Raw genomic sequence first — 22,002 nt, 5'->3', positions numbered from 1 at the left:
GACGGCGTCGGGGACGTCAGCGCAGCGGAGCCGGGAGCGGTTCGTCGCCCCGCGCCTGGGCAAGGGTGAGCGCGGCCTCCGTCTGAGCCTGCGGATCCGAGCGCTCGAGCACCAGACCCGAACCGTCGGGCGCGTAGAAGTCCGCGTCGAACGGCCGCAGACCCAGCCGCGCACACGCCGCGACGAGATGCTCGTGGGTGAACCGGTCAGCCGCCAGGCGCGCGCTCGCGTCCCACACGGTGCCCACCGGGAACGCCACGTCGAGCCCCTCGTCGACGTATCCGGAGCCGGCCTGGAACGCCCAGCCGTCGTCGCCGAACCGTGTTGTCACGAGATGGCTGATCCAGTCGACGGTCCGACCGCCGACCTCGCGGGCGGGCCAGGGCTCGACGAGCTGGAACGTGCGGTCTCCCCCGAAACCGCGACGGGTCCGCCGGTCCCAGGAGTGGGGAAGCTCGGTGACGGCGAGCGCTCGCAGTCCCCACATCGCCAGGACCGGCGCTGCGAACTGATCCGCGCCGCGGAACCGGTTGACGAACATCGCCGACCACTCCGGGTGCTCGGTGCGAACGACGAGACGACGGTCCTCCTCGAGCCGCAACGGCAGCAGCTCGGGGAGCATCGCTTCCAGGCCGGCACCCCGTACCTCACGCACCCGCTTCGGCTGGCCGAACCGCTCGACGGTCGCTGCCCTGGTGCGCGCCTCGACGAGCTCGACGCACCTCAGGGGGTCCGCGTGCACGAAGATCACGGAAGCGGTGATCGGCAGCCACCGGCCGGCGAGGAGGAGTGGCTGCTCCGCCGGGTGCTGCTGCAACGTGGTCACGCCCTCGATCCTGTCATCACTGGCACCGGCCGACGAGCAGCAGGATCACCTGCGCCGAGAAGTCCACGCCGGGGTCGTTGTTGAGGATCCGCTGCCCGTGCGCCGCACCACGCTGCGAACTCGACGCATCCGCGCACAGCGGCCGATCCCACTCGACGTAGTAGCGCTTGCCGTCGAGGGTGTACTGGAGATCGGGGCGGTTGATCCCGACGACTCTCCCCGCCGCGTCGACCTGCGTCTGGTTCACGCGGACGTCAGAGACCGAACGCCCGCTCGCTGCCAGGTCGTCGAGCTCGCGGAGCTTGGACGCCAGATCGGCGTTCTGCGCGGCGTCCCTCCCGATCGCGCGTGCACGACCACCGGCCCACCCAGATCCGGGGACGTAGTTCGGGCTGGTCGCGGTCCGTCCTCCCGCAGCGACGTCCCGCGCCAGCCTGTCGACGCTGCTCGCGACGAACCGCCGGACGCTGTCGAGCTGGTCGTCCGGCAGGACACGGGCCACCACGGCGATCGCTGCCTGGCCGGCACGTGCGCTCTTCGCCGCGAACTTCGTCGTCTCCTGGACGGTGCGGACCGCGTCACCCGCGAGCGGCACGAACGCGACGGCCGCCCAGGCCGCATCGCCCCAGCGCCCCTTCCACGAGTCGTAGACCAGATCACGCACGTCGCCGAGCACGACGTAACCCGATCCCAGCTGTCCGAGGAGGTACCACTCGTTCGAGGCGACCTCGACCGTCACCTGCGCCCAGCGAGCGGCGGTGGAGTCCCATGCGTCCCCGAACCAGAACCCCGAGAGGGTGGCGTGCACGTTGCCCGCGAGGTCGAAGTCGTAGGCGAACGGGTCGGATCCGTCCGTGTACTCCTGGTCGTCGAACCGGCCGTCTCCGTCCGCGTCGAAGGAGATCGGGTCGAATCCGGCTTCGATCTCGGTGAGGTCGTCCAGACCGTCGACGTCGGAATCCCGCAGCCGGGGGTGCGACTCGACGTCCCGTTCCTGCGCGTCCCCGAGCCCGTCGCCGTCCGTGTCGGGCTTCCTCGGGTCGGACGAGCCTCGGTAGTACTGACCGGTGCCGAACGAGGCACCGGTCGCGAAGACTCCGGCCTCGTCGCCGTCGGACAGGCCATCCCCGTCGGTGTCGGCCTTCGACGGATCGGTCCGGTAGACGCGACCAGCACCATCCCGCCACCCGGCGGTCTCGGCCGAGTCGGCGAGCCCGTCGCCGTCGGTGTCGGGCTCGCCGAGCTCACCGCCGATGCGGTCGAACGCGTCCGGGAGATCGCTCGCGTTCTCGACCAGGTAGAACTTGCCACCCGTCGCGGTCGCGATCCGGTCCAGCAGCGCCTCGTTGGTCGCGGCACCGAGACCCACGGTGTAGACGACCGTCCCGGAGTCCACGGCGCGCGTGGTGTACGTCGTGGAGTAGGTGCCGTCCCCGTCGGTGAGCAGCACGATCGTGCGCTGGTGCGTGTCCGCGGCGCGCGTGTCGAGCTCGTTCAGGGACACGTTCATCGCAGCGGAGATGCTCGTCCCGCCGGAGCTGTCGATCCGGTCGATCGCGTTCTTCGCAGCGACCCGATCCGTCGTGAGCTGCTGCAGCACCCTCGCACTGCTGTCGAAATCGACGACGCCGGCCTGGTCACCCTCGATCAGAGCGTCGACGAACGACTTCGCCGCGGTCCGCCGGAGCCCTGAACGGTCGCTGGACGTCATCGAGCCCGACGAGTCCAACGCGAGGACGACGTCGATGTTCGCCCCCTCCCCGCCTGCGCGCGGGGTCGTGATCTCGGTCGCCCAGATCGCCTCGAACTCCTGGACGTCGACGACGATGAACGGAGAGAAGTCGCTGGTCGTGACGGTCGCGGTTCCCGCGGCGGCGTCCACCTGCTGCTCGGCGGGCCGGTCGAACGTTCCCGTCTCGTCGTCGAAGTGCAGCACCGCGGCGTCGTGCCCGTCGGTGATCGAGGACGCGTCGAAGGTGAAGGAGAGCGTGCCGCTGACGACGGCGTCCGGGACATCCGCCACGACCGTCGCCGACGCGACTCCCGGGACCTCGGCGAACAGGTCGGGCTCGATCCGGAGTGTGGAGTCGAGCACTGCGGCACCAGGGCCGGTCACCTCGAGGGTCGCGTGCTCGGCCGAGACCTGCCGGACGAAGGAGGAACCCGAGTCGACGACCCCGTCACCGTCGCTGTCCGCCCGGAGAGGGTCGCTTCCCAGCGCTACCTCGTCACCGTCGCTCAGGCCGTCGTCATCGGTGTCGACCTTCAGCGGATCGGTCCCGCGTGACTTCTCGTCCCCGTCCTCGAGCCCGTCGCGGTCGCTGTCAGCCTGGTACGCGAGGGTCCCGTCAACGATCTCGACGATGTTCGCGATCGAGTCGCCGTCCGAGTCGCCCTGGTCATCCCGCACGCCGGGCACGGTGTACGCCGTCGTCGGGTCGGTGATCGTCGCGATCTCCTCGGCGTCGGTCAGGCCGTCGCCGTCGCTGTCCGCGCGTGCGGGATCGGTTCCGGCAGCGAGCTCGTCCTCGTCCTCGAGACCGTCGCCGTCGCGGTCACCGCCGGTCTCGGTGTCCGGGGCGGGGTCGCTCGCCTGCTGCTCGCAGGCGACGAACGTCGTCGGGCCGGTACCGCCGTCGCAGGTGTCCTGGTCGTGACCGCCGTCGAGCGTGTCAGCGCCCGAACCGCCGTAGAGGGCGTCGTTGCCCAGGTCTCCCCTGAGCGAGTCGTTCCCCGCACCCCCGTAGAGCGTGTCCTGGTCGTTCCCACCGATCAGCACGTCGTCCCCGAGACCACCGTGCAGGACGTCGATGCCCAGCGCCCCGTCGAGCGTGTCGGCCCCCGCGCCACCGACCAGGGTGTCCGCGTCGTTCCCGCCGTCGAGGTGGTCGTCGCCGTCCCCGCCGAGAAGCAGGTCGAAGCCGGTGTCGCCCTGCAACGTGTCGTTGCCGGAGCCACCGACCAGGCGGTCGTGCTCGTTGCCGCCCTTGAGGAGGTCGTCGCCCGCTCCACCGTCGAGGGCGTCCGACCCGGTGCCGCCGACCAGGACGTCGTCGCCCCCGAGGCCGATCAGGACGTCGTCCCCGCCGAGACCGCAGATGACGTCGTCGCCCTCGGTGCCGACGAGCCGGTCGGCACGGTCGGTGCCGGTGATCGTGCACCCGTCGTCCGCCAGGGCGGACGGAGCGACCGCGCCCGTCGAGATCACCACCGCTGTGACCAGCGAAGCGACTGCTCGTGCCGCGTTCCGACGTGACCAGACTGCGCTCATCCTGATGTCCCCTCCGACGCCGCACGGCATCCCGGTCGGACGGTAGGGGTTCGATTCGACCCGGCGTGGACGAACGGGGGCCGCATCACCCGCACGGGTCCGCGCCTCACCCGCCCGGCCGCACGCCGAGGGGCTGGCGGAGAAGCGCCGATTCGTCCCCCGGCTCGTGTGCGTCCGCCCCGCTCGCGGTCCCGGGCGCGATCTGGGGCGGTCACCGTGCGGCCCGCGTGCACATCCAGGTGCTCCACCGCGTGCTCCGTCAGGTCTGCCGTGGAGTGGCGGGACCAGGTGCGGACGTCCTTCTGGCGGAAGTCGGGGGTGGCGGACGCGTCAGGGCGGGAGGTGTTCTGACGTCCGACGCGGTGCACCGCGGTGCCCGTCGCGGTCTCCCCTGATGACCACTCAGCGGCCGCACGGTCCTGGTCGTTGCGTGGTCGGCGTGCCCGACCATGGTCGTCGCCCGGCGTGCCTGCGGCACGAGGCCCGACTCGACGAGGAGAACGCCATGTCCGAGGCAGCTGTCGTGGGTGGGCGGGCCCCTCGGGGACAGGCTCTCGCCCGACGCGTCTCCGTCGCCCTCGGTCCCGTCACCGTCGCGCTCGTCGCCCTGGCGGTCGCCTGTCGGTTCCTGGGGTTCCCGCAGCCCGGATCAGCCGTCGCCGTCGCTGCCGTCTTCGGCACGGCGATCGGCACCGGGATCGCCGTCCGCACGATGGCCGGGCCGGAGGGGCTCACCCGGCGGCGGACGATCGTGGTCGTGCTGGTGGCCGAGTTCCTCTGCCTGCTCGCCCTCTCGCGGTGGGACCTGCACCCGGACCCGGCCCTGGGCGTGCCGGTGATGGTGCTCGCCGCCGTGCTCGCCTTCGTCGCACCCGCGGTGCGTCTCTGGGCCCTCGGCGCCGTCGCGGGCTGGGTCGTCGCGCTGGGCGCCCTGTGGGCGCCCGGACCGCAGTGGGTGCTAGGCCTCGTCGCGCTGCCCGCGCTCGCCTGGGCGCACGTCGCGCTGGGCCGGCTGCGGTGGAAGCGGGCTCTGACGTCGCTGGGAGTCGGACTCGTCCTCGGCCAGGTCAGCGGGGTCGCGATCCTGATGATCGCCTTCGCCGTGCGGGGCATGCCTTGAGAGTCGTCTGACCGGAGAACCGACGAGCGCCAGGACCAAAGGCCCATGGACGCCGTCTTCTCTCGCTGGCTAGGTTCGCGCTGTGAGACCGGTTCCTCGGTCCACGCGTTCGACGAAGACGTCCGGCACGGGCCTCGGCCCGGTCATCTCGTCCCGGGAACGTGACGGCTCGTCGCCGTCGCGAGCCCGCGGGGGCCAACGGGATGGGTCGCACCCCGCCGTGCGACAGGGCGTCGCCGCCCGCTGACACCCCTCGCAGGAGGCCCCCGTGCGTCATCGTCCTGTCCTCGCCGCGCTCGCCGTGCCCGCTCTGGCGCTCGGCATGGGCCTGGCCGGCCCGGCTCCTGCGGGAGCCTCGCCCGACGTCGGCTCCGGACCAGCGCTCCAGCTGGGCATCGACTTCCCCTCGCGCGGCGAGCGGGTCTCGAGCGCGGACGTCCCGTTCCGCGGGTCGGTGCGCCCGGCAGGTTCGACGGACCAGAGCGACGCGCTGGTCCAGTACGTCGTCGACGTCTCCAGCTCCACCGCCTCGCCGCTGCAGGACTGCAACGGCGACGGCGTGCGCGACGTGCTCGACGACTTCAACGGGGACGGTCGCTTCGGCGACGTCCTCGACTGCCAGATCTCCGCGGTCGTCGCGCTGAACGCGAGCCTGCGCGCGACCCCCGGAGCGGATCGCGTCCGGGTCGGCCTGACCGCGTTCGGCTCCACGGCCGCGACCGCCCAGATGACGCCCGGTGACTCGGGCGAGCAGTTCGTACCGCCGGGCGCCACCGGGGACGACCGCGACGTGATCCCGCGGCTGAACTTCGTCGCGAGCTCCCTGCGCACCGGATTCCTCGGGGAGTACGCAGAACACGACGTCGGCGCCGGGACGAACTTCGATGCCGCGCTCACCGCGGCGCTCGATGCGCTCGGTCCCGGGCCCGCTCCGAGGTGGCTCTTCTTCCTCTCCGACGGGCAGGCCTCGGTGAGTCAGTCGACCTTGGACCGCGTGGCCCGATCCGGCGTCGGCGTCCGCACCTTCGCCGTCGGGGGAGGTACGGGGGCCGCCCCCTGCTCGGCGACCGCCCCGCTCGGTCGGATCGCCGCCGCCGGCTCGGACACGTGCGAGCAGGTGCGCGACCCGGCCGCCCTGACGGCGTCGCTCGTCGCCTCGCAGCCCGCGTGGCTGCACTCCGTGACCGTCACGACGGCTGGACGCACCGTCGCCGCTGAGCTCGACCCCGTCGGCGGGTGGACGGCCACCGTTCCCGGTCTCGCCAACGGGAGCCACCGGGCCACGGTCGCCGCGACGCTTGTCGACGGCACGGTCCTGACCTCCGTCGTCCAGTTCAGCGTCGCGGACGGCCTCAGCTACGTCGCCCTCGGTGACTCCTACGCGTCCGGCGAGGGCGTCGCGCCCTACCTCCAGGGGCCGATGGACGACCTGTGTCACCGCTCCGACCGCGCCTGGCCTACGCTCGTCACGCTCCCCGACTCCGCCCAGCCGATCGCCGCTCGTGATGACGCGGAGTTCCGTTTCCTCGCCTGCTCCGGGGCACGGATCGTCAACCTCGACACGACGCCGCAGCCCAAGTCGCACCGGACAGAGGGCGAGGGCGTGAACCCGCTGCAGCTCGACGGACTGCGACCCGACACCAGCCTCGTCACGCTCAGCATCGGCGGCAACGACCTCGGGTTCGCGCCGATCGTCATGCACTGCTTCATGACGCTCTCCTGCCCCGAGCACGGCTTCATCACCACCGCGTCCGGCACGGACGTGAGCCTGCAGGACTGGACGACCATCCGGTTGGCGCTCATCGGCAACGAGCTGACCGGGACCTACGAGGCGATCCGGTCGCGGGTCAGCCCGGACACGACGATCGTCACGACGACCTACCCCCGGCTCGTCTCCGGTGACCCGCAGCCGGTGAACCTCACCCCCTTCGACTTCGGGTACTTCGCCTGCACCCCGGTCGCGCTGTCGCACGGCGAGCGGCAGTGGCTCCGTCGGCAGGTCGACACCTTCGCGGACATCGTCCACGACCGCGCCCGACGACCCGGCGCGGCGGTGAGGGTCGCGGACGTGCGCGACGACTTCGAGGGTCGCAACGCCTGCGACTCCGACAACTACATCCTCGGTCCCGTGTTCTGGCGGGACACCGACCTCGAGCTCGCCCCCGTCAGCGCGGCGAGCTTCCACCCCACGGCCCGAGGGGCGAGGCTCTACGCCACCGCGGTCGACGAGGTGCTGCACGCGGCCTTCGACCACCGCACGTCCGGCGCGTCCGCCACCGGAGCACGCACCGGCGACCTGGCGCGACCGGCCACCGCCGCCGCCTCGCGCGCGTCCGCTGCGCCTCGGACGATCGCGAACGCCGGTTCTGCGACCGGTTCCGTGTCCGCTGTGACCCCCGAGGGCGAGCTCGATCCCGTCACCGACCCCGAGGGCGTGCTCGACCAGTACCCCGAGGACGTCGTCTCCGCGGTCGGGAGCACCTCGTTCGCGGACGTCAGCCTCGCCAACGGTGCCGCCGTGGACGGGTATCCCGCCTGCGACCACGTCGTGGCGCACGAGGTCGTCCCGCTCCGCACCATGGACTTCGGTCCGGGCAGCACGGTCACCTCGACGACGAAGGCGATCGGCTTCGACGGGACCGAGTACGGCACGACGACGGCCGAGCACCTCGTACCCGAGGACGGGCGGTTGCTCACCGAGGTCGTCGCACCCGCGATCGGCGGCGAGGGCGTGCTCACCGTCAGCCTCTCCGGCGTGGGCGGCGGCGGCGGGCCGGTCATCGGCACCGCCCTCGCCTCGACGTCCGCCGACCCGGACTGCGTCGCGCTGGTCCACGCCGCAGGACGCATCGCACCGGAGGCGGACCGGCAGGGCTCCACGCCGTCGCCCACCGACCGCCCTGACCCGGACGAGGCCGGGGCGGCGGACCTGGACGCCGCGGCCACCACGCCGAGCGACGCCGATCACGCGACCTCGGACGATCTGGCCGGGACGGGCGTCGGCCGCGCTGCGCTCGTCGTCGGCATCGCGCTCGCTCTCGGCGGGGCAGGTCTGGCCTGGAGCCGCCTGTCCAACCGCGGCCGACGGATCACCGCGGGTGCGTGAGCACCTTCCCGATCGCCCCGGGGCCAGCACACCCCGGTCCCGCTCGCCGTGGCGACCGCTGCGGCGGGTCGGGGTGGCATGCGCCGCGGGTGTGCTGGTGGCGCTGGCGTGGGGGCTGGTCGAACGCGCGGAGCGCGACCGGACGGCCGCCCAGATCGCGACCGTCCACGACGCCCTCCTCGGCGACGACCACCGGGACTACGAGGAACTGCCCGAAGGTGGATACCGCATCCTCTCGGTGCGTCCCCGACAGGGTGTCTGGGCCACCTTCACCACCTCCCGGAGCGTCGACGAGCTGCTCCGCGACCTGCGGACCGCGGCCCTGTCCGCCTCGCTCGACGAACCGTCCTGCGTGCGGTCCTCGGAACGGGACTACTTCGACAGGATCTGGACCAGGGCGTCGGTGCCGTGGAATGCCGACGCCTGTGACCTGAGCCGCGACGGGGACCCGTTCGGACGGGTCGAGATCGCCTTGTCGGGGACATCCGGCACCTCGTCCGTCACGGTCGGCATCGGGCCCGAGACCCCGTCCTACCGGCTGCGCGACCTGCTCGAGATGGACCCCGAGGAGCCGCTGCCACGGCCCGTGTTCGACCCCTCGCTCCTCGACCTGCTGCGCGCGTCCGCACGGCCGGAGGTGCTGCTGGTGTTCGCGGTCGCGGTCGCCGTCAGCACCGGGGCGACGAGCGCGGCGTACGCGATCGGGCGCCGCCGACCGCGCCGCCGGACACCGTGAGGAGGCAGCATGCCGTCGTACGACCAGGAGCGCCTGCCTCGGTTCGGACTCGCCTGGGCCGTCGGGACGATGCTGGGGCCGATCCCGACGGCCGTGGTCGTGGTGGCGTTCACCCTGCGCTTCCTCGGCTTCCCTGCACCGGGCGCGGCCATCGCGGTCTCGGGGTTCATCGGCGCGGCGCTCGGCACCCTGCTCGCAGCAGACCGCGTCCTCGGTCACCGGGCGATCGCCCTGTACCCGACGGTGCCGCTGCTGCTCGGCGCGCAGTCCCTGTGCGGGGCCGCGCTGTGGTGGTCCGGCGTCCCGGCTCCCGGCACCGCGGGCTTCGCGGCGTTCGCGATGATCGCCGGCCTCGCGCTGCTCGCACCGCTCCTGGGGCTCTGGGGGCACGGGGTCGTCGCCGGTGCGCTCGCGGGGTGCGGCTGGCTGTGGCTCGTCCCGCCGCTCTGGCCGATCGCCGCGGTCTGCCTCCTCGCACTGATCCTGTCCGAGGCAGGCTCAGGCGCGCGGTCGTGGCGAGGAGCCCTCGCCGATCCGGCCGTCGGCCTCGTCCTGGGACACCTGATGTCCGTCCCGCTGCTCCGGCTGCTCTTCGACACCTAGGAGGCACCGTGCGTCCCCACCGCCTGCTCGCTCCGGCGAGGTGCGCGTCCCGGCTCGGCCCGTCCTCGACCGCCGTCGCCGCCGCCCTCCACGTGCTCGGCCGTGACGTCCTGGCGGGCCCGGCCGAGGACGACGGCGCCTCCGGAGGACTCCCGACCCTCGGGGACCTCCTGCGGACCCTCGACACGGGCACCCCGTTGGGCACCGGTGCCGTCCTGGCCTTCGTCGGCGCGCTGGCGATCAGCGGAACCGGCACGCTGCTGGCGCTCCGGCTCTGGTCCGGGCGGTCGCGCGGGCGGCGCGACCGCGGTTCGTCCGGGGGCGCTGACGACTCGGCCGGAGATCTCGCGCCGGACCGGTGAGCGGTTCCACGGGCCCGGCAGCGGTGCCCGGTCGTGGTGCACACGACCGGGCCCTCGGGACCTCAGCGCACCAGGCTGCCGCCGTTGGTGCGGATGACCTCCGCGTACCAGTCGTAGGACTTCTTCTTGTACCGCTCCAGCGTGCCGGTCCCGTCGTCGTTCCGGTCGACGTAGACGAACCCGTACCGCTTGCTGAGCTGCGCCGTGCTGGCGGACACCAGGTCGATGCAGCCCCACGTCGTGTACCCGAGGGTCTCGACGCCGTCGGCGATGGCCTCGCCGACCTGGACGAGGTGGTCGTTGAGGTAGGCGATCCGGTAGTCGTCGACGACGGTGCGGACGCCGTCGACCTCGACGAGCTCGTCCTTCGCGCCGAGGCCGTTCTCCACGATGAACAGCGGGCGCTGCCACCGCTCCCAGAACTGGTTCATGACGATGCGCAGCCCGACGGGGTCGATCTGCCAGCCCCACTCGCTCGCGGGCAGCGTGGGGTTCGGGACGCCGCCCATGATGTTGCCCGCTCCCGCCTTCACGGTCGGGTCGGCGGACTCGCAGAGCGACATGTAGTAGGAGAACGACACGAAGTCGACGGTGTGCCGCAGGGTCTCGCGGTCCTCGGCGGTGATCTCGAGCTCGACGCCCTGCTCGCGCAGGTGCCGCAGGAAGTAGCCGGGGTAGGCGCCGCGGCAGTGCACGTCGCCGAACGCCAGGTTGAGGTGGTCGGCGCGCATCACCGCGAGCGCGTCGGCCGGGTCCGGCGTCAGCGGGTAGGTCGGCATCGCGATGAGCATGCAGCCGATCTGGGCGTCGGGGGCGACCTCGCGGGCGATCTTCGTGGCGAGGGCGCTGGCGACGAGCTCGTGGTGCACGGCCTGGTACAGGTCCGTGGGGGAGAGCTGGTCCTTCGGGGTGACGATGCCGCCGCTCATGAACGGGGCGTGCAGCACCGAGTTGATCTCGTTGAACGTCAGCCAGTACCGCACCCGGGAGCCGTAGCGCTCGAACAGGGTGCGCGCGTAGCGGGCGTAGTGGTCGATCATCGCCCGGGACACCCAGCCGTCGTGCGTGCGGGCCAGGCCGAGCGGGGTCTCGTAGTGGGAGATCGTCACCAGCGGCTCGATACCGTGCTTCTCGCACTCGTCGAGCACCCGGTCGTAGAACGCCAGGCCCTCCTCGTTCGGCTCGGCCTCGTTGCCCCGCGGGAAGATCCGCGACCACGCGATCGAGAACCGGAACGTCCTGAAACCCATGCCGGCCAGCAGCGCGATGTCCTCGGCGTACCGGTGGTAGAAGTCGATGCCGACGAGCTTGAGGTTGTCCTCGGTGGGCTCCTCGGTCGGCGGGCCGGCGATGCCGCGGGGCATGACGTCCTGGATGGACAGGCCCTTGCCGCCCTCGGCGTAGGCGCCCTCGACCTGGTTGGCGGCGGTCGCGCCGCCCCACAGGAACCCGGGCGGGAAGGGGGTGCTGGTGCTGGTCACGGTGACGCCTCTCTGCGTTGCGGGCGGGTGGTGCGGGTGGTGCGGGGTGGTGCTCGGTCAGGCGGTGGCGTCCAGGTCGGTCGCGAGGACCTCGGCCAGGCGGTCGAGGGCGGCGTCGGCGCCGTCGCCCTCCGCGGCGATCTCGACGGGCTCGCCGTGCTGCAGCGCGAGGCCCATGACGAGCAGCAGGCTCGCCGCGTCGACGGGCGCGCCGCCGGGGCGGGCGATCCGCACGGGGACGCCGGTCGCGGCGACCTCGCGGGCGAACACGCTCGCGGGCCGGGCGTGCAGGCCGACGGACGAGGCGATGGTGACGGTGCGGTGCGGCACGAGGGGCTCCTGTGCGTGGTCGTGCGTCTGGTCCGGGCAACAAAAAAGACCTGCGGGAACCGGGGCGCAAAAGCACCGGCACACCACAGGTCTTGCCTGATCGAATCAGTCACAATCCTTGGGACGACGCTCATTCCTACCCCGGTCCGACGCACCCCGTCAAGACCGACCGCCCGGTCGGGGTCCGGGCGCGGGGGCGGCGCGGGTGATCCGTCCGGCCCGTGATCGTGCGGGTCTTGACACCGGACACGGACGCACCCTAGGTTCACGGCCAGTCGCCGATCGTTCGGCGACCGCGCACCACCGGGATTGTTACTGGGCTTCAGGCAAAACCCGAGCTGTGGCTGTGCGGGACCTGTGCCCGTGCGCCGTCGGCTCGGGTTTTTTTGTTGCCCGGGACGCCGACCGGACGCGCGGACACCGGTTCAAGGAGGAATCGTGGCAACCGCGAGCAAGTACCAGACGATCGCCGACGACGTCCTGCGTGGCGTCGGCGGGGCCGACAACGTCGCCTCGGTGACGCACTGCGCCACCCGGCTGCGGTTCCGCCTGCGGGACCGGGACGCCGCCGACAAGGCCGCCGTCGAGGCGACGCCCGGCGTGATCACCGTGGTCGAGGCCGGCGGCCAGTTCCAGGTGGTCATCGGCAACACCGTGAACAACGTCTTCGAGGCGATCAGCACCCGCGGAGTGACCACCGAGTCGGCCGCCTCCGGCGGCTTCCTCGCCCGCGCCATCGACCTGATCACGAGTATCTTCACGCCCTTCCTGTGGGTGCTCGCGGGGACCGGACTGCTCAAGGCGCTGCTCGCCGTGGTCGTGAAGGTCAGCCCCGACTGGGCGGCCTCCGGCAGCTACGCGATCCTGTTCTCGGCCGCCGACGCGATCTTCCAGTTCCTGCCGATCCTGCTCGCGATCACCGCCGCCAAGCGGTTCAAGGCGAACGTCTACGTGTCCGTCGCCATCGCCTGCGCACTGCTGTACTCGGCGACCATCGCCGTGATCCCCGGCGCCGACGGCGCCACCCTCACCCTCGACGGCTTCGCGGCCGGGGGCGGGGAGCTCACGTTCTTCGGGATTCCCGTGGTGATGATGAGCTACCTGTCGGCCGTCATCCCGACGATCCTCGCCGTGTACGCGCAGTCCCACCTGGAGCGGCTGCTCACCAAGGTGCTGCCGGACTCGCTGCGCAACTTCCTGTCCCCGATGATCGTCGTCGCCGTGATCGTGCCCCTGACGTTCCTCGCGATCGGCCCGGTCTCCGACCTCGTCGGGCGCGGCCTGTCCTCCGGCGTCAACTGGCTGTGGGAGCTCAGCCCGGCCGCCGGTGGCGCGATCATGGGCGCGCTGTGGCAGGTGTTCGTGATCTTCGGCGTCCACTGGGGCCTGACGCCCGTCATGCTGCAGGACATCGTCAGCCAGGGGTACTCCACGCTGACCGGCCCGCTGTTCGCCGCCGTGCTCGCGCAGGCCGGTGCCACCGCCGCCGTGTTCCTCAAGACCCGCAACCGCGACCTCAAGGGCGTCGCCGGGCCAGCGACCATCTCCGCGTTCCTCGCCGGCATCACCGAGCCCGCGATCTACGGCGTGACGCTGCGGCTGAAGAAGCCGTTCATCTACGCCTGCATCGGCGGCGCCGTCGGTGGCGCCATCGCCGCGGCCGGGGGCTCCGCGGCCGAGGGCTTCGTCCTGCCGGGTGCGATCACGCTCACCTCGACGATGAACATCGGGAACTTCACGCTCCAGCTCATCGGCACCGGCGTGGCCGTCGTCATCGCGTTCGTCCTGACCCTCGTGCTCGGGTTCAAGGACCTCCCGAACCCGCCCGCGGCGTCCGGGGCGCCCGCCGGTGACGCCGCCGAGGCCAGCGACGCGGGTGGGGCGAGCGGCGCGAGCGGCACCGGTGGCGCGGGTGGCACCGCGACCCTGACCCGGCTGCTCGACGTCCGCACCCCCGTCGCCGGGCAGGCCGTGCCGCTGACCGCCGTGCCGGACGCGGTGTTCTCGTCCGGGGCGCTCGGTGCCGGCGCCGCCGTCGTCCCCACCGACGGTCGGGTCGTGGCCCCGGTCGACGCCGAGGTCGTCAGCGTCCTGCCGCACGCCTACGGGCTGCGGACCGCGACCGGCGTCGAGCTGCTCGTGCACATCGGCATCGACACCGTCCAGATGGCCGGCACCGGCTTCGCGCCCGCCGTCACCGCCGGGACCCAGGTGCGTGCGGGTGATCTTCTCGCCGACGTCGACCTCGACGCCGTCCGCGCCGCCGGGCACGACACCAGCACCGTCGTCGTCGTGACCGGCGGGGCAGCCGCCGCCGACGTCGTCCCCGCCGCCGAGGGCCACGTCGCCGCCGGCGACACCCTGCTGCGGGTCACCGCCTGACCGCTCGCCCGACTCAGCCGAACTTGATAGGACATGTCGGACTCCGCCGCCCCGGTCACGCACCGGGGCGGCGGCGCACCCGGGCCCTCGCCCGGGTCGGACGAGGAGCACGCGTGCGGGTCACCAAGGTCTTCAACAACAACGTCCTGCTGGCCACCGACGACGCCGGCACGGACGTCGTCCTCATGGGCAAGGGCCTCGGCTTCCAGACCCACACCGGAGACCCCGTCCGCACCCAGGACGTCGAACGGACCTTCGTCGCCGGCGGCGGCACCACCCCCGAACGGATCGTCGCGTTCGTCGAGGAGATCCCCGCCGAGGACATCGACCTCACCGAGCAGATCGTCGCGCAGGCCCGCGACGTGCTCGGCGAGCACATCACCGGGCACCTCGTCGTGCCCCTCGCCGACCACATCTCCTTCGCGCTGCGCCGCGCCCGCGAGGACGTCCAGATCACCTACCCCCTCCAGTGGGAGGTCCTGCACCTCTACCCCCGCGAGGTCGCGTTCGCGCGGCAAGCCCTCGACCTCGTGCGGACCGCGACCGGGGTGGAGCTGCCCGCGCTGGAGGCCGTGCCGCTCGCGCTGCACTTCGTCAACGCGCAGTTCGGCGCCGGCGAGCTGTCCCGCACCGTCGAGATGACCGAGGTGTTCGGAGCCGTCCTCGGGATCGTCGAGACCCACCTCGGGGTGCCGCTCGACCAGGAGTCCCTCGACGTCGCCCGGTTCATCACCCACCTGCGGTACCTGTTCGTCCGGCAGCAGCGCGGGGAGTCGGCGCCCGACATGCAGGGGGTGCTGCTCGACGCCGTGCGGGGGCAGCACCCGCTCGCCGTCGCCGCCGCCGTCGACGTGCAAGGACTGCTCCGGGAGCGGTACGACTGGACCGTGACCGGGGACGAGGTGCTGTACCTCGCGCTGCACGTGGCACGGCTCGCGGGGGCGGTGGGGGCGACGTGAACGACCCTGGCGTGAGTGACGAGGAGATCGCCCGCGCACTCGTAGCGCTCGTGGGCGGGGTGGGGAACATCGAGGCCGTGACGTCGTGCGCGGTGCGGGTGCGGTTCGTGCTGCGCGACTTCGGGGCCGTCGACGAGGACGGGGTGCGGGGCGTGCCCGGGGTGGTGATGGTGGCGCGGCAGGCGGGGCAGTTCCAGGTGGTGCTGGGGGGTCGGGCGATTCCGGTGCTGCGGGCGGTGCGGGGAGTGTTGGGCGCGTGACGCGCCCATCTGGCTGAGCACGCGATCATCCCTGCCGGGCTTCCGCCCGACGCCGACGGACCGGGCTACGAGCGAAGAGCGCCCTCCGCGACGGGGCGTCAAGGTGCTGCGATGCAGCACCGTCACCCCCCGGCGGGGAACTGCTCAGCGCCCTGCTTCGCGCGCTCCACCAGGTGCTCCATGTCCACCGGGGGCTCCTCCTCGGTGGTCTCGAAGCCGACGGCGAGCAGGCGCTTCTCGTCGAGAGCGACCACCACGTACTCGCCCCACTCCAGGGGCTCCTCGTACCGCGTGCGCCAACCGACCTCACCGGGTGCGAGGCCGTCCAGCGGCTCGATCGCGAAGCGTCCGCTCGACACCGAGTTCCCCGCCGCGCACTGCTCGCCGAGCATCGAGAGGTGCTCGATCTGCTCCGGCGCGCTCCGAGGGCTCCAGCTCGGCTGCACCACGATCGCCGCGCCAGCCCGCCCGTGCGGTCCGAGCTCCAGCGCCGTGTCCGTGTCCGGGGAGCTGACGCTCATCCACGGGCCCACCGACAGGTCGCAGCCGGTCCACCCCGGCGGGGGGACGTGGCTGTTCTGCTCGACGCGCGTGACGCCGACGAACTCGTCCGGATCCAGCAGCACGGGCCCCGGACGCAGCAGCACGAGGGCGAGGACCCCGCCGACCACGCCGACCAGCGCGGCACCGCCGATCCACCAACGCCGACGTCGCCCTGTCACCACGCGCTCGCCAGACCGCGCGGTCACTCCTCGGCCGGGAACTGCTCGGCGCCCTGCTTCGCGAGCTCGACCAGGCGGTCCATGTCGACCGGAGGCTCCTCCTGGTTGGTCTCGAACCCGACCGCGAGCAGGCGGCGCTCGTCGAGCGGGATCACGACGTACTCACCCCAGCGGGGGATGTCCAGGTACCCGGTCCGCCAGCCGACAGCCCCGGGATCGAGGTCCGGCAGCGCTTCGATCGTGAAGCCGTTGTCGATCTTCGAGGACTGCGCGCAGGTCGCCGCGGTGGACTCCAGGTGCGCGATGAAGGCGTCGGCGTCGGCATAGAGGTTGCGGCCTTCGGGTCGCTGGGCGATCGCCGCGACCGCCCAGCTCCCGTCGCCGAAGTCCAGCAACGTGTCAGGGTCTCCTTCACGCAGCCACGCCCCGACGGAGAGGTCGCAGTTCGTCCACCCCGGTGGCACAGCCGGCTCACCCTGCTGCGACGCGACCACGCCCGGGAAGTCGTCGGGGTCGAGCAGCACAGGGCCGGGCTGCACGAGGAGGAACGCGAGTGCCCCACCCGCGACCGCCAGGCCCGCGCCGACCCCGGCGATGAGTTTCGTCCTGCGCTTCATGACTTCTCGAACCATCGCTGGAACTCGGACTCGTAGATGAGCTCGAGGTACTTCGGGTCGACCGAGCCCTTCATCGCCAGGTCGACCTGGCCTCGGTAGTACGGCAGGTCTTCGGGCGCGATCGTCGCGAGCGAGACGAGCTCACCGCCCGGCGCCCAGACGTCGAGGCGGTCGGCGGGGACGTCGAGCACGCCAGCCTGGACCATCGAGAGGTAGCTGTTGATGACCATGTCCCGTTGGCTGGACTCGGCCGCATCTCGCTGTTGCTGGGCCTCGGCAGCCGCGTTCGACGCGAAGGTCTCGGTGATGTGGTCGGTGGGCAGCTGCTGGACGTGCCCCCAGGCCGTGTTCCACAGCTTGGTCCCGGCCTGTCCCGCGATCTCGCCGACCTCGGACGAGAACGGTACCGGCACCAGCCCGGCGGCCTCCGAGACCAGCTTGGTGAACGCGGCCACCTGCTGGTCCTTGGACACCGCGCCTGCGATGGCGGCCTCGCCTACGCGTCGCTGCGTGTAGCCCTCCAACGAGGCCGAGTCGCTGAGCAGCCGGGAAAGCTCCTCTCGCGCACCTGGGGCGTCCACCGAGCTGTACACCTGCGTGAATCCCTCGAGGAGTGTCTGGCGGTAGCCGGCGATCCCCTCGGCGACCCGGGCGACGCCCTCCTCGCTGCTCAGTGCGACGTTCATCAGCTTGAGCAGATCGCCCTGGTCGAGCTCGGGGTAGAACTCCACCAGCGGCAGATACGGCTGGTCGTCGAGCGTCTTCACCTGAGCGGGGAGGACGTCTCCGCCCATCCCGTGACCGACCGCCGACTGCACCGCCGGCATGTAGTGCTTGAGCAGGTCGCCGATCGGCTCGGACGCCGCGGCGGCGTGCTCCGGCGTGAACTCCGGGTTCTTCGTGATGCGGTCGAAGAACTCCGAGACGAACATCCCCGTGCCGTGGCCCTGCTGCGCGAGGTTCTCCTGGTCGGTCCCGATGCCGAGCGCGGCCCGGGAGATCCCCTCGAAGCCGTCCCGGCTCCAGTCGCGCTCGGAGAAGTACTGCTCGTACCGGCCCTCGTCCTCGGTGAAGAACTCCAGCCCGAGCCCGGGGTGCTCGCCGAGCTGGCCCATCGCGGCGGCCATCGGGTCGGGCCACCGGCCCATCACCTGGTCCGGGTCGACGCCGATGCCGTTGAGCGGCCATCCGTCGCCCGAGTGGTGCATCCACGTCTGCACACCGAGGGTGCCGGCGGTGCGCTCGAACTCGTCCAGCTGCCAGGTGACGCCGCGGACGAACTCCTCGCCGTAGTCGCCGTCGCGCAGGAGGAAGTCGAGGACGGACGCGCCCATCGCGGTGCTGGGGTAGTCGCGGAAGTACGCGTCCTGCCGGTCGCCCCCGGCAGTGACCGTGGCGTAGCGGACCAGGTCCTCCCCGTAGCCCTTCGCGTCGAAGCCCGCCGCCTTGCTGGCGGTACCCAGGCCGTCCCGCAGGCTCTCGGCGAGGTGGGCGAGACCCTGGTCGCCGGAGGAGACGTAGAGCATCGACCCGATGCCGTTGAGCGTTCCCAGCAGCCCGTCCGGGCCGATCCGCTCGTACATCGGCGCCATCACACCGGGGTCGTCCCCGAACGCGTCGAGCAGCCGCCCGTAGCGCGCGACGGCGTCGGAGTCCGCGAAGTCCTCGGGGTGGCGGGCCAGCCGGTCGAGGTCGTCGGCGATCCGCTCGCCCACCTGCTCCTTGACCGCGTCCGAGACGTGGTCGCCGAGCAGCGTGTACGCCTCCGGGTGGTCGAGCAGGTACGCCACCTGGTCGGCGGGGCTGAGCTTCTCGAAGTCGAGGAGCGCCTGCTGCTGGGCGAGGGTGCCCACGTCGTTGACGTCGGTGGTGGCCGCCCGGGTGAGCGCCGCCGCCAGCGCCTGATCCGCGGCGTCGGCGTCCCGCAGGGCGGTGTCGATCTGCTCGGAGACCTCGTGCATGACGGTTCGGGCGAGGTCGAGCTCGTCCTCGTCGTCGAACTTCCGGACCACGGTGACGCGACCGGTGCCGTGGTCGACGTTCAGCCCCTGGGCGCCGGCCCTGCGCATGGCGCCCTCAAGGAGGTGCTTGGCCGAGGTGATCGCGGAGACCGCCGTGTCGAGCGCGTCGACGACCCCGACCGTCTCGGACACCTGCGTGGCCAGCAGGCCCGACAGGCGGTGGTGCTCGGCGCGCGCCCGGGTGGCGTCCGTGAAGGTCCACGACGCGGGCGGGGCACCCGTGTCGAGGTCGTCGTGCAGGCCGGTGAGGGTACGCCGGTGCGCGAGCACCTGCTCGGCGATCTCGGACAGCTTGGCCGGCTGCCACGACGCGAGCTGCGAGGGGGAGACCATCAGACCGGCCCCATCCCGCCGAGGCGCTGGGCGAACCGGTCCACGACGGCCTGGTCGGTGCCTGCCCAGGAGTCGGCGGACGCGCGCATGGACTGCGCGTGCGTGTCCGCCGCGGTGGCCCAGCGCGTGTACGCGTCGGTCCAGGCGGTTGCGAGACTGCTGCCCGCACCGGCGCTGGCGCTGCCCGCGAGCGCGCCGCCGACCTGGCCGACCTCGTCCGGGACCTCGGCGCGCACGGTGCGCGCGACGGACTCGATGGTGCCGGCGGCGCGACGCACCTCGGCGGGACCGACCTCTCCCACTGCTACCCCCTGGCTCCGACGCGGCCGCGTCGCTGACCTGCTGTGCTGTCGAGGGTAGGGGATGACGCGAGGCGAGGGGGCGGACTTGCCCCGACCGTGGGACGCCCGGGTGGGTGCCCGCGGGATCGGCCCGGTCGCGCCGCGGCGGGGGCGACCCCGGCCCAACCACATGGGCCATGATGCTCCCGTGCCCGCCCTCCGGTCCCCGCTCCTCGGTGCGTGGCGGCGAGCGCCCGTCCTGCTCGTCGTCCAGCCCTCCGGGACCGACCTGGACACGTTCCCCGCGCGTGCGGTCGAGGAGCTGCGGCCTCCGCGGGCCCGTGTCGCCGTCGGCCTCACGCTGGGGGTCGTCCTGGCGGCGCTCGTCGCCCTCCTGGCTCAAGGAGCCGACGGAGCGGTGCTCGTGGTCATCGGGGTGGGCCTCGCGGCGACCGCGCTCGCGGGCTACCTCCGGGGGCACCCGCTGACCTACGTCGTCGGCGCCGCCGGAGGCGTCGTCGGGGCGGTGGCGGTGGGCGGCTCGATGGTCGTCGCCGGGACAGCCGCGGTCGTCCTCCTGGGCCTCGCCTGGTGCGCGCACCTGGGCTCCGCAGCCCGCGCGACCTGGTGGCCCCCGCTCGAGGCGCTCCTCGCCGACCACCGCTCGGTGGAGGGCACCCTGGAGGTGCGCGGCGTCGCCGGGTCAGGGTTCCCGCACCGCTACCTGATCACCGCCTCCTCACCCGACGTGCCAGGCAGCAGCTGGGGCGTCGAGGAGGTCTCGTCCAAGGACCTGCAGCCCCGCACCGGCGACCCCGTGCGCATCTGGTGGAGCCCGCGCCACCCCGAGGCCGCGGTGCTCGCCGTCTCCAGCGACCGGGTCGGGCTCGCCGCCCGGCTCGCCGAGTCCCCCGGCGCGTGAGGCTGACGGAGGTCGAGACGGTCGTCCTCGCTGGGCGTGTGCGGGCGTCGGCGGTCAGGCTGCGGGGTCGAGCGACATCCCCCACCACAGGCCGCCGACGATCACCACGATCACGAGCAGAGCCCATCCCGCGGCGACGAGCTGGAGCCGCGGCGTCGGACTCGCCCGCCACCGGCGCTCGGCAGCACCGAACGGCAGCGTCAGTGCCCACCCGAGGACGAGTGCCGCACCGGCGACGACGCGATGCGCTCCCCCGCCGACGAGGATAGGGATCCCGATGACCAGCGCGGGGCTCGCCGCGACCGGCCAGAGCCACCGGCTCGACAGCAGTGGCTTCACGGGTCGGTCCTCCGAGTGATGGGCGCAGCTCGGTGCGCGGGTCGTCCCCCCGGATGCGGCAGAACGCCGGGCCGAGCCCGGTGCCGGCGACGATACCGCTGCGCGCGAGCACCCTTCGGTCGGTCGGACGACGACCTCAGGTCGCGTCGCCGCCCCGCCGACGGTCCGCCTCCGTCACGGTGCGCCGACCGTTCGCGTCCAGGTACTCGATCACCCAGTCGTTCATGTCGCACCACCACGGCGAGGCCGGATCGAACACCACCCGGCGGCGGCCGCTAGCACACCTCAGACGTCGGGCGACCGAGCCCCACGACAACGCCGCCGGGTCACGGCCGTCCGCGACGGCCGCCTCCGGCGAGCTGTACAGCACCTGGGTGGTCGGGTCCTCGGGCGCCTGGTCCGTTCCGAGGACGTCGTGGTGCAGCAGAGCCAGGACGCACAGCCGATCCCCCAGCTGACCCGCGCGGTACTGCTGCAGCACGAGCGGGAGCGGCGTGGTGACGACCCACCGCTCCAGGTCGCGCCAGACCGGGTACACCTCATCGGCTTCCGTCTCACCGATCGGCAGGGCGCGCCGTTCGTCCTCCCGCCACAACGTGCCGCACCGAGAACAGCGCCACACGCGGAACCAGGTCCCGACGTCGTCGGCGACGAGGGGCTCGCGCCGGCCGGACATCGCGGTCTCGGCACAGACCCAGCACGGTGGGCCGACGGTCATGCGGAACGGCCGGAGGCCGAGGTCCGGGTGGTCGCGGTGATGGGCACGGAGCTGAGTCTTCCAGGCGGTGGGGGGCTCGTGCGCGCGGCGCTACTCCCCCACGACGAGCAGAACCAGCGTGTCACCGTCCGCCTCCAGGTACGCGGTCGACTGCCAGCCGTCGGACGAGAACGCCTCGTCAAGGGCTGGCCCCTCGACGAGGCCACCGGTCGGCAGTGCGCCGCGCAGCCCGTCGACCACGCCCGGGGCCACCGTGGCCGGTGTCAGCTCCATCGAGGAGCGCAGCCCGTCGGCGACGCCCGCCGGCAACGTGACGACTGCGTCGATCCAGGAGAGCGAGGGACCCGGCACGTCCTCGTCGCCGAGCGTCCCGCTCATCCACGTCGCCTCGTCCACCTGGGTGAGCGCGGGAATGCGCGTCGTCAGGGGCTCGAGGTCGTGGCGGGTCTCCCCGGTGCCGGCCTTGGTCGGGGCACCGCTCGGCACGGTGCTCCTCGAGGCGGGGGCGTCAGCGGATCCGGGGCTGCATCCGCCGAGCAGGGCAGCAAGCACGGCCGCCAGGGCGAGGCCGGTGGCGCGGCGGGTGGGCGGGGTCATCGATCGTTCTCCTCAG

General features: G+C 72.6%; 20 protein-coding genes. 9 read left to right on the top strand and 11 right to left on the bottom strand.

Annotated features, from left to right (window positions below):
- Positions 1-16: 16 nt before the first annotated feature.
- Both EBM89_RS03970 and EBM89_RS03965 read right to left on the bottom strand, forming a co-directional pair.
- On the bottom strand, positions 17-817 hold the full coding sequence (locus EBM89_RS03970) for a hypothetical protein (protein ID WP_158609477.1): 801 nt from the start codon (positions 815-817) through the stop codon (positions 17-19).
- A 25-nt stretch (positions 818-842) separates the two neighbouring features.
- On the bottom strand, positions 843-4,037 hold the full coding sequence (locus EBM89_RS03965; protein WP_199731966.1) for a VWA domain-containing protein: 3,195 nt from the start codon (positions 4,035-4,037) through the stop codon (positions 843-845).
- Between the two features lie 565 nt (positions 4,038-4,602).
- On the opposite strand from EBM89_RS03965, the gene EBM89_RS03960 reads away from it, so the two are divergent.
- The 5 genes from EBM89_RS03960 to EBM89_RS03940 all read left to right on the top strand — a co-directional run bounded on the left by EBM89_RS03960 (position 4,603) and on the right by EBM89_RS03940 (position 10,024).
- Positions 4,603-5,217, top strand: coding sequence for a hypothetical protein (locus EBM89_RS03960; RefSeq protein WP_122148163.1), 615 nt, complete (start codon positions 4,603-4,605; stop codon positions 5,215-5,217).
- A 268-nt stretch (positions 5,218-5,485) separates the two neighbouring features.
- On the top strand, positions 5,486-8,323 hold the full coding sequence (locus tag EBM89_RS03955; protein WP_122148162.1) for an SGNH/GDSL hydrolase family protein: 2,838 nt from the start codon (positions 5,486-5,488) through the stop codon (positions 8,321-8,323).
- A 97-nt stretch (positions 8,324-8,420) separates the two neighbouring features.
- Entirely contained in the window at positions 8,421-9,059 is a 639-nt protein-coding gene (locus tag EBM89_RS03950) for a hypothetical protein (RefSeq protein WP_147463442.1), read from the top strand.
- Positions 9,060-9,068: 9 nt separating this feature from the next.
- Positions 9,069-9,662: a hypothetical protein gene (locus tag EBM89_RS03945; RefSeq protein WP_122148160.1), complete on the top strand. Its 594-nt coding sequence runs from the start codon at positions 9,069-9,071 to the stop codon at positions 9,660-9,662.
- A gap of 8 nt (positions 9,663-9,670) precedes the next feature.
- Positions 9,671-10,024, top strand: a complete 354-nt coding sequence (locus tag EBM89_RS03940) for a hypothetical protein (protein ID WP_122148159.1) — start codon at positions 9,671-9,673, stop codon at positions 10,022-10,024.
- Between the two features lie 62 nt (positions 10,025-10,086).
- On the opposite strand, the gene EBM89_RS03935 is transcribed toward EBM89_RS03940, so the two are convergent.
- Together EBM89_RS03935 and EBM89_RS03930 are read right to left on the bottom strand one after the other, a co-directional pair.
- Positions 10,087-11,505 (bottom strand): glycoside hydrolase family 1 protein, encoded by a 1,419-nt coding sequence (locus EBM89_RS03935; protein WP_122148158.1) that lies wholly within the window; start codon positions 11,503-11,505, stop codon positions 10,087-10,089.
- Positions 11,506-11,562: 57 nt separating this feature from the next.
- Complete coding sequence (locus tag EBM89_RS03930) at positions 11,563-11,835, bottom strand: HPr family phosphocarrier protein (protein ID WP_122148157.1); 273 nt, start codon at positions 11,833-11,835, stop codon at positions 11,563-11,565.
- A 438-nt stretch (positions 11,836-12,273) separates the two neighbouring features.
- Between EBM89_RS03930 and EBM89_RS03925 the strand changes: the two genes are divergently transcribed.
- From EBM89_RS03925 to EBM89_RS03915, 3 genes are all read left to right on the top strand, one after another.
- Complete coding sequence (locus EBM89_RS03925; protein ID WP_122148156.1) at positions 12,274-14,217, top strand: beta-glucoside-specific PTS transporter subunit IIABC; 1,944 nt, start codon at positions 12,274-12,276, stop codon at positions 14,215-14,217.
- Between the two features lie 113 nt (positions 14,218-14,330).
- Positions 14,331-15,176: a PRD domain-containing protein gene (locus EBM89_RS03920; RefSeq protein ID WP_147463441.1), complete on the top strand. Its 846-nt coding sequence runs from the start codon at positions 14,331-14,333 to the stop codon at positions 15,174-15,176.
- Between the two features lie 11 nt (positions 15,177-15,187).
- Positions 15,188-15,436 carry a PTS transporter subunit EIIB gene (locus EBM89_RS03915; RefSeq protein ID WP_158609473.1) on the top strand — a complete coding sequence of 83 codons (249 nt, stop codon included), beginning with the start codon at positions 15,188-15,190 and terminating at the stop codon, positions 15,434-15,436.
- A 122-nt stretch (positions 15,437-15,558) separates the two neighbouring features.
- Here the strand turns inward: EBM89_RS03915 and EBM89_RS03910 are convergent, their stop codons facing one another.
- The 4 genes from EBM89_RS03910 to EBM89_RS03895 are packed head-to-tail and all read right to left on the bottom strand — an operon-like array spanning position 15,559 to position 19,431.
- Positions 15,559-16,158 (bottom strand): hypothetical protein, encoded by a 600-nt coding sequence (locus EBM89_RS03910; protein ID WP_147463440.1) that lies wholly within the window; start codon positions 16,156-16,158, stop codon positions 15,559-15,561.
- A gap of 23 nt (positions 16,159-16,181) precedes the next feature.
- Entirely contained in the window at positions 16,182-16,775 is a 594-nt protein-coding gene (locus EBM89_RS03905) for a hypothetical protein (protein WP_122148153.1), read from the bottom strand.
- A complete protein-coding gene (locus tag EBM89_RS03900; protein ID WP_122148152.1) occupies positions 16,772-19,129 on the bottom strand; it encodes a hypothetical protein in 2,358 nt (785 codons plus the stop codon). The genes EBM89_RS03905 and EBM89_RS03900 overlap by 4 nt, the downstream gene beginning before the upstream one ends.
- Complete coding sequence (locus EBM89_RS03895) at positions 19,129-19,431, bottom strand: type VII secretion target (RefSeq protein ID WP_122148151.1); 303 nt, start codon at positions 19,429-19,431, stop codon at positions 19,129-19,131. The genes EBM89_RS03900 and EBM89_RS03895 overlap by 1 nt, the downstream gene beginning before the upstream one ends.
- 187 nt (positions 19,432-19,618) lie before the next feature.
- On the opposite strand from EBM89_RS03895, the gene EBM89_RS03890 reads away from it, so the two are divergent.
- Positions 19,619-20,332: a hypothetical protein gene (locus EBM89_RS03890; protein ID WP_122148150.1), complete on the top strand. Its 714-nt coding sequence runs from the start codon at positions 19,619-19,621 to the stop codon at positions 20,330-20,332.
- Between the two features lie 54 nt (positions 20,333-20,386).
- Here EBM89_RS03890 and EBM89_RS03885 read toward each other — a convergent pair whose 3' ends face one another.
- From EBM89_RS03885 to EBM89_RS03875, 3 genes are all read right to left on the bottom strand, one after another.
- On the bottom strand, positions 20,387-20,671 hold the full coding sequence (locus EBM89_RS03885) for a hypothetical protein (RefSeq protein WP_122148149.1): 285 nt from the start codon (positions 20,669-20,671) through the stop codon (positions 20,387-20,389).
- 136 nt (positions 20,672-20,807) lie between these two features.
- Positions 20,808-21,347, bottom strand: a complete 540-nt coding sequence (locus EBM89_RS03880; RefSeq protein WP_122148148.1) for a hypothetical protein — start codon at positions 21,345-21,347, stop codon at positions 20,808-20,810.
- Positions 21,348-21,479: 132 nt separating this feature from the next.
- On the bottom strand, positions 21,480-21,986 hold the full coding sequence (locus EBM89_RS03875; RefSeq protein WP_147463439.1) for a hypothetical protein: 507 nt from the start codon (positions 21,984-21,986) through the stop codon (positions 21,480-21,482).
- Positions 21,987-22,002 lie beyond the last annotated feature (16 nt).

The organism is Cellulomonas triticagri (assembly GCF_003696205.1).
Taxonomy (GTDB): domain Bacteria; phylum Actinomycetota; class Actinomycetes; order Actinomycetales; family Cellulomonadaceae; genus Cellulomonas; species Cellulomonas triticagri.
The sequence above is the reverse complement of the archived record's forward strand: the minus strand, read 5'-3'. Positions and strand labels throughout refer to the sequence as shown.

Bases quoted from the DNA above. Each gene is read 5' to 3' on its own strand.
- EBM89_RS03875 (WP_147463439.1), bottom strand. From the start codon at position 21,986: ATGACCCCGCCCACCCGCCGCGCCACCGGCCTCGCCCTGGCGGCCGTG.
- EBM89_RS03905 (WP_122148153.1), bottom strand. From the start codon at position 16,775: ATGAAGCGCAGGACGAAACTCATCGCCGGGGTCGGCGCGGGCCTGGCG.
- EBM89_RS03900 (WP_122148152.1), bottom strand. From the start codon at position 19,129: ATGGTCTCCCCCTCGCAGCTCGCGTCGTGGCAGCCGGCCAAGCTGTCC.
- EBM89_RS03880 (WP_122148148.1), bottom strand. From the start codon at position 21,347: ATGTCCGGCCGGCGCGAGCCCCTCGTCGCCGACGACGTCGGGACCTGG.
- EBM89_RS03945 (WP_122148160.1), top strand. From the start codon at position 9,069: ATGCCGTCGTACGACCAGGAGCGCCTGCCTCGGTTCGGACTCGCCTGG.
- EBM89_RS03960 (WP_122148163.1), top strand. From the start codon at position 4,603: ATGTCCGAGGCAGCTGTCGTGGGTGGGCGGGCCCCTCGGGGACAGGCT.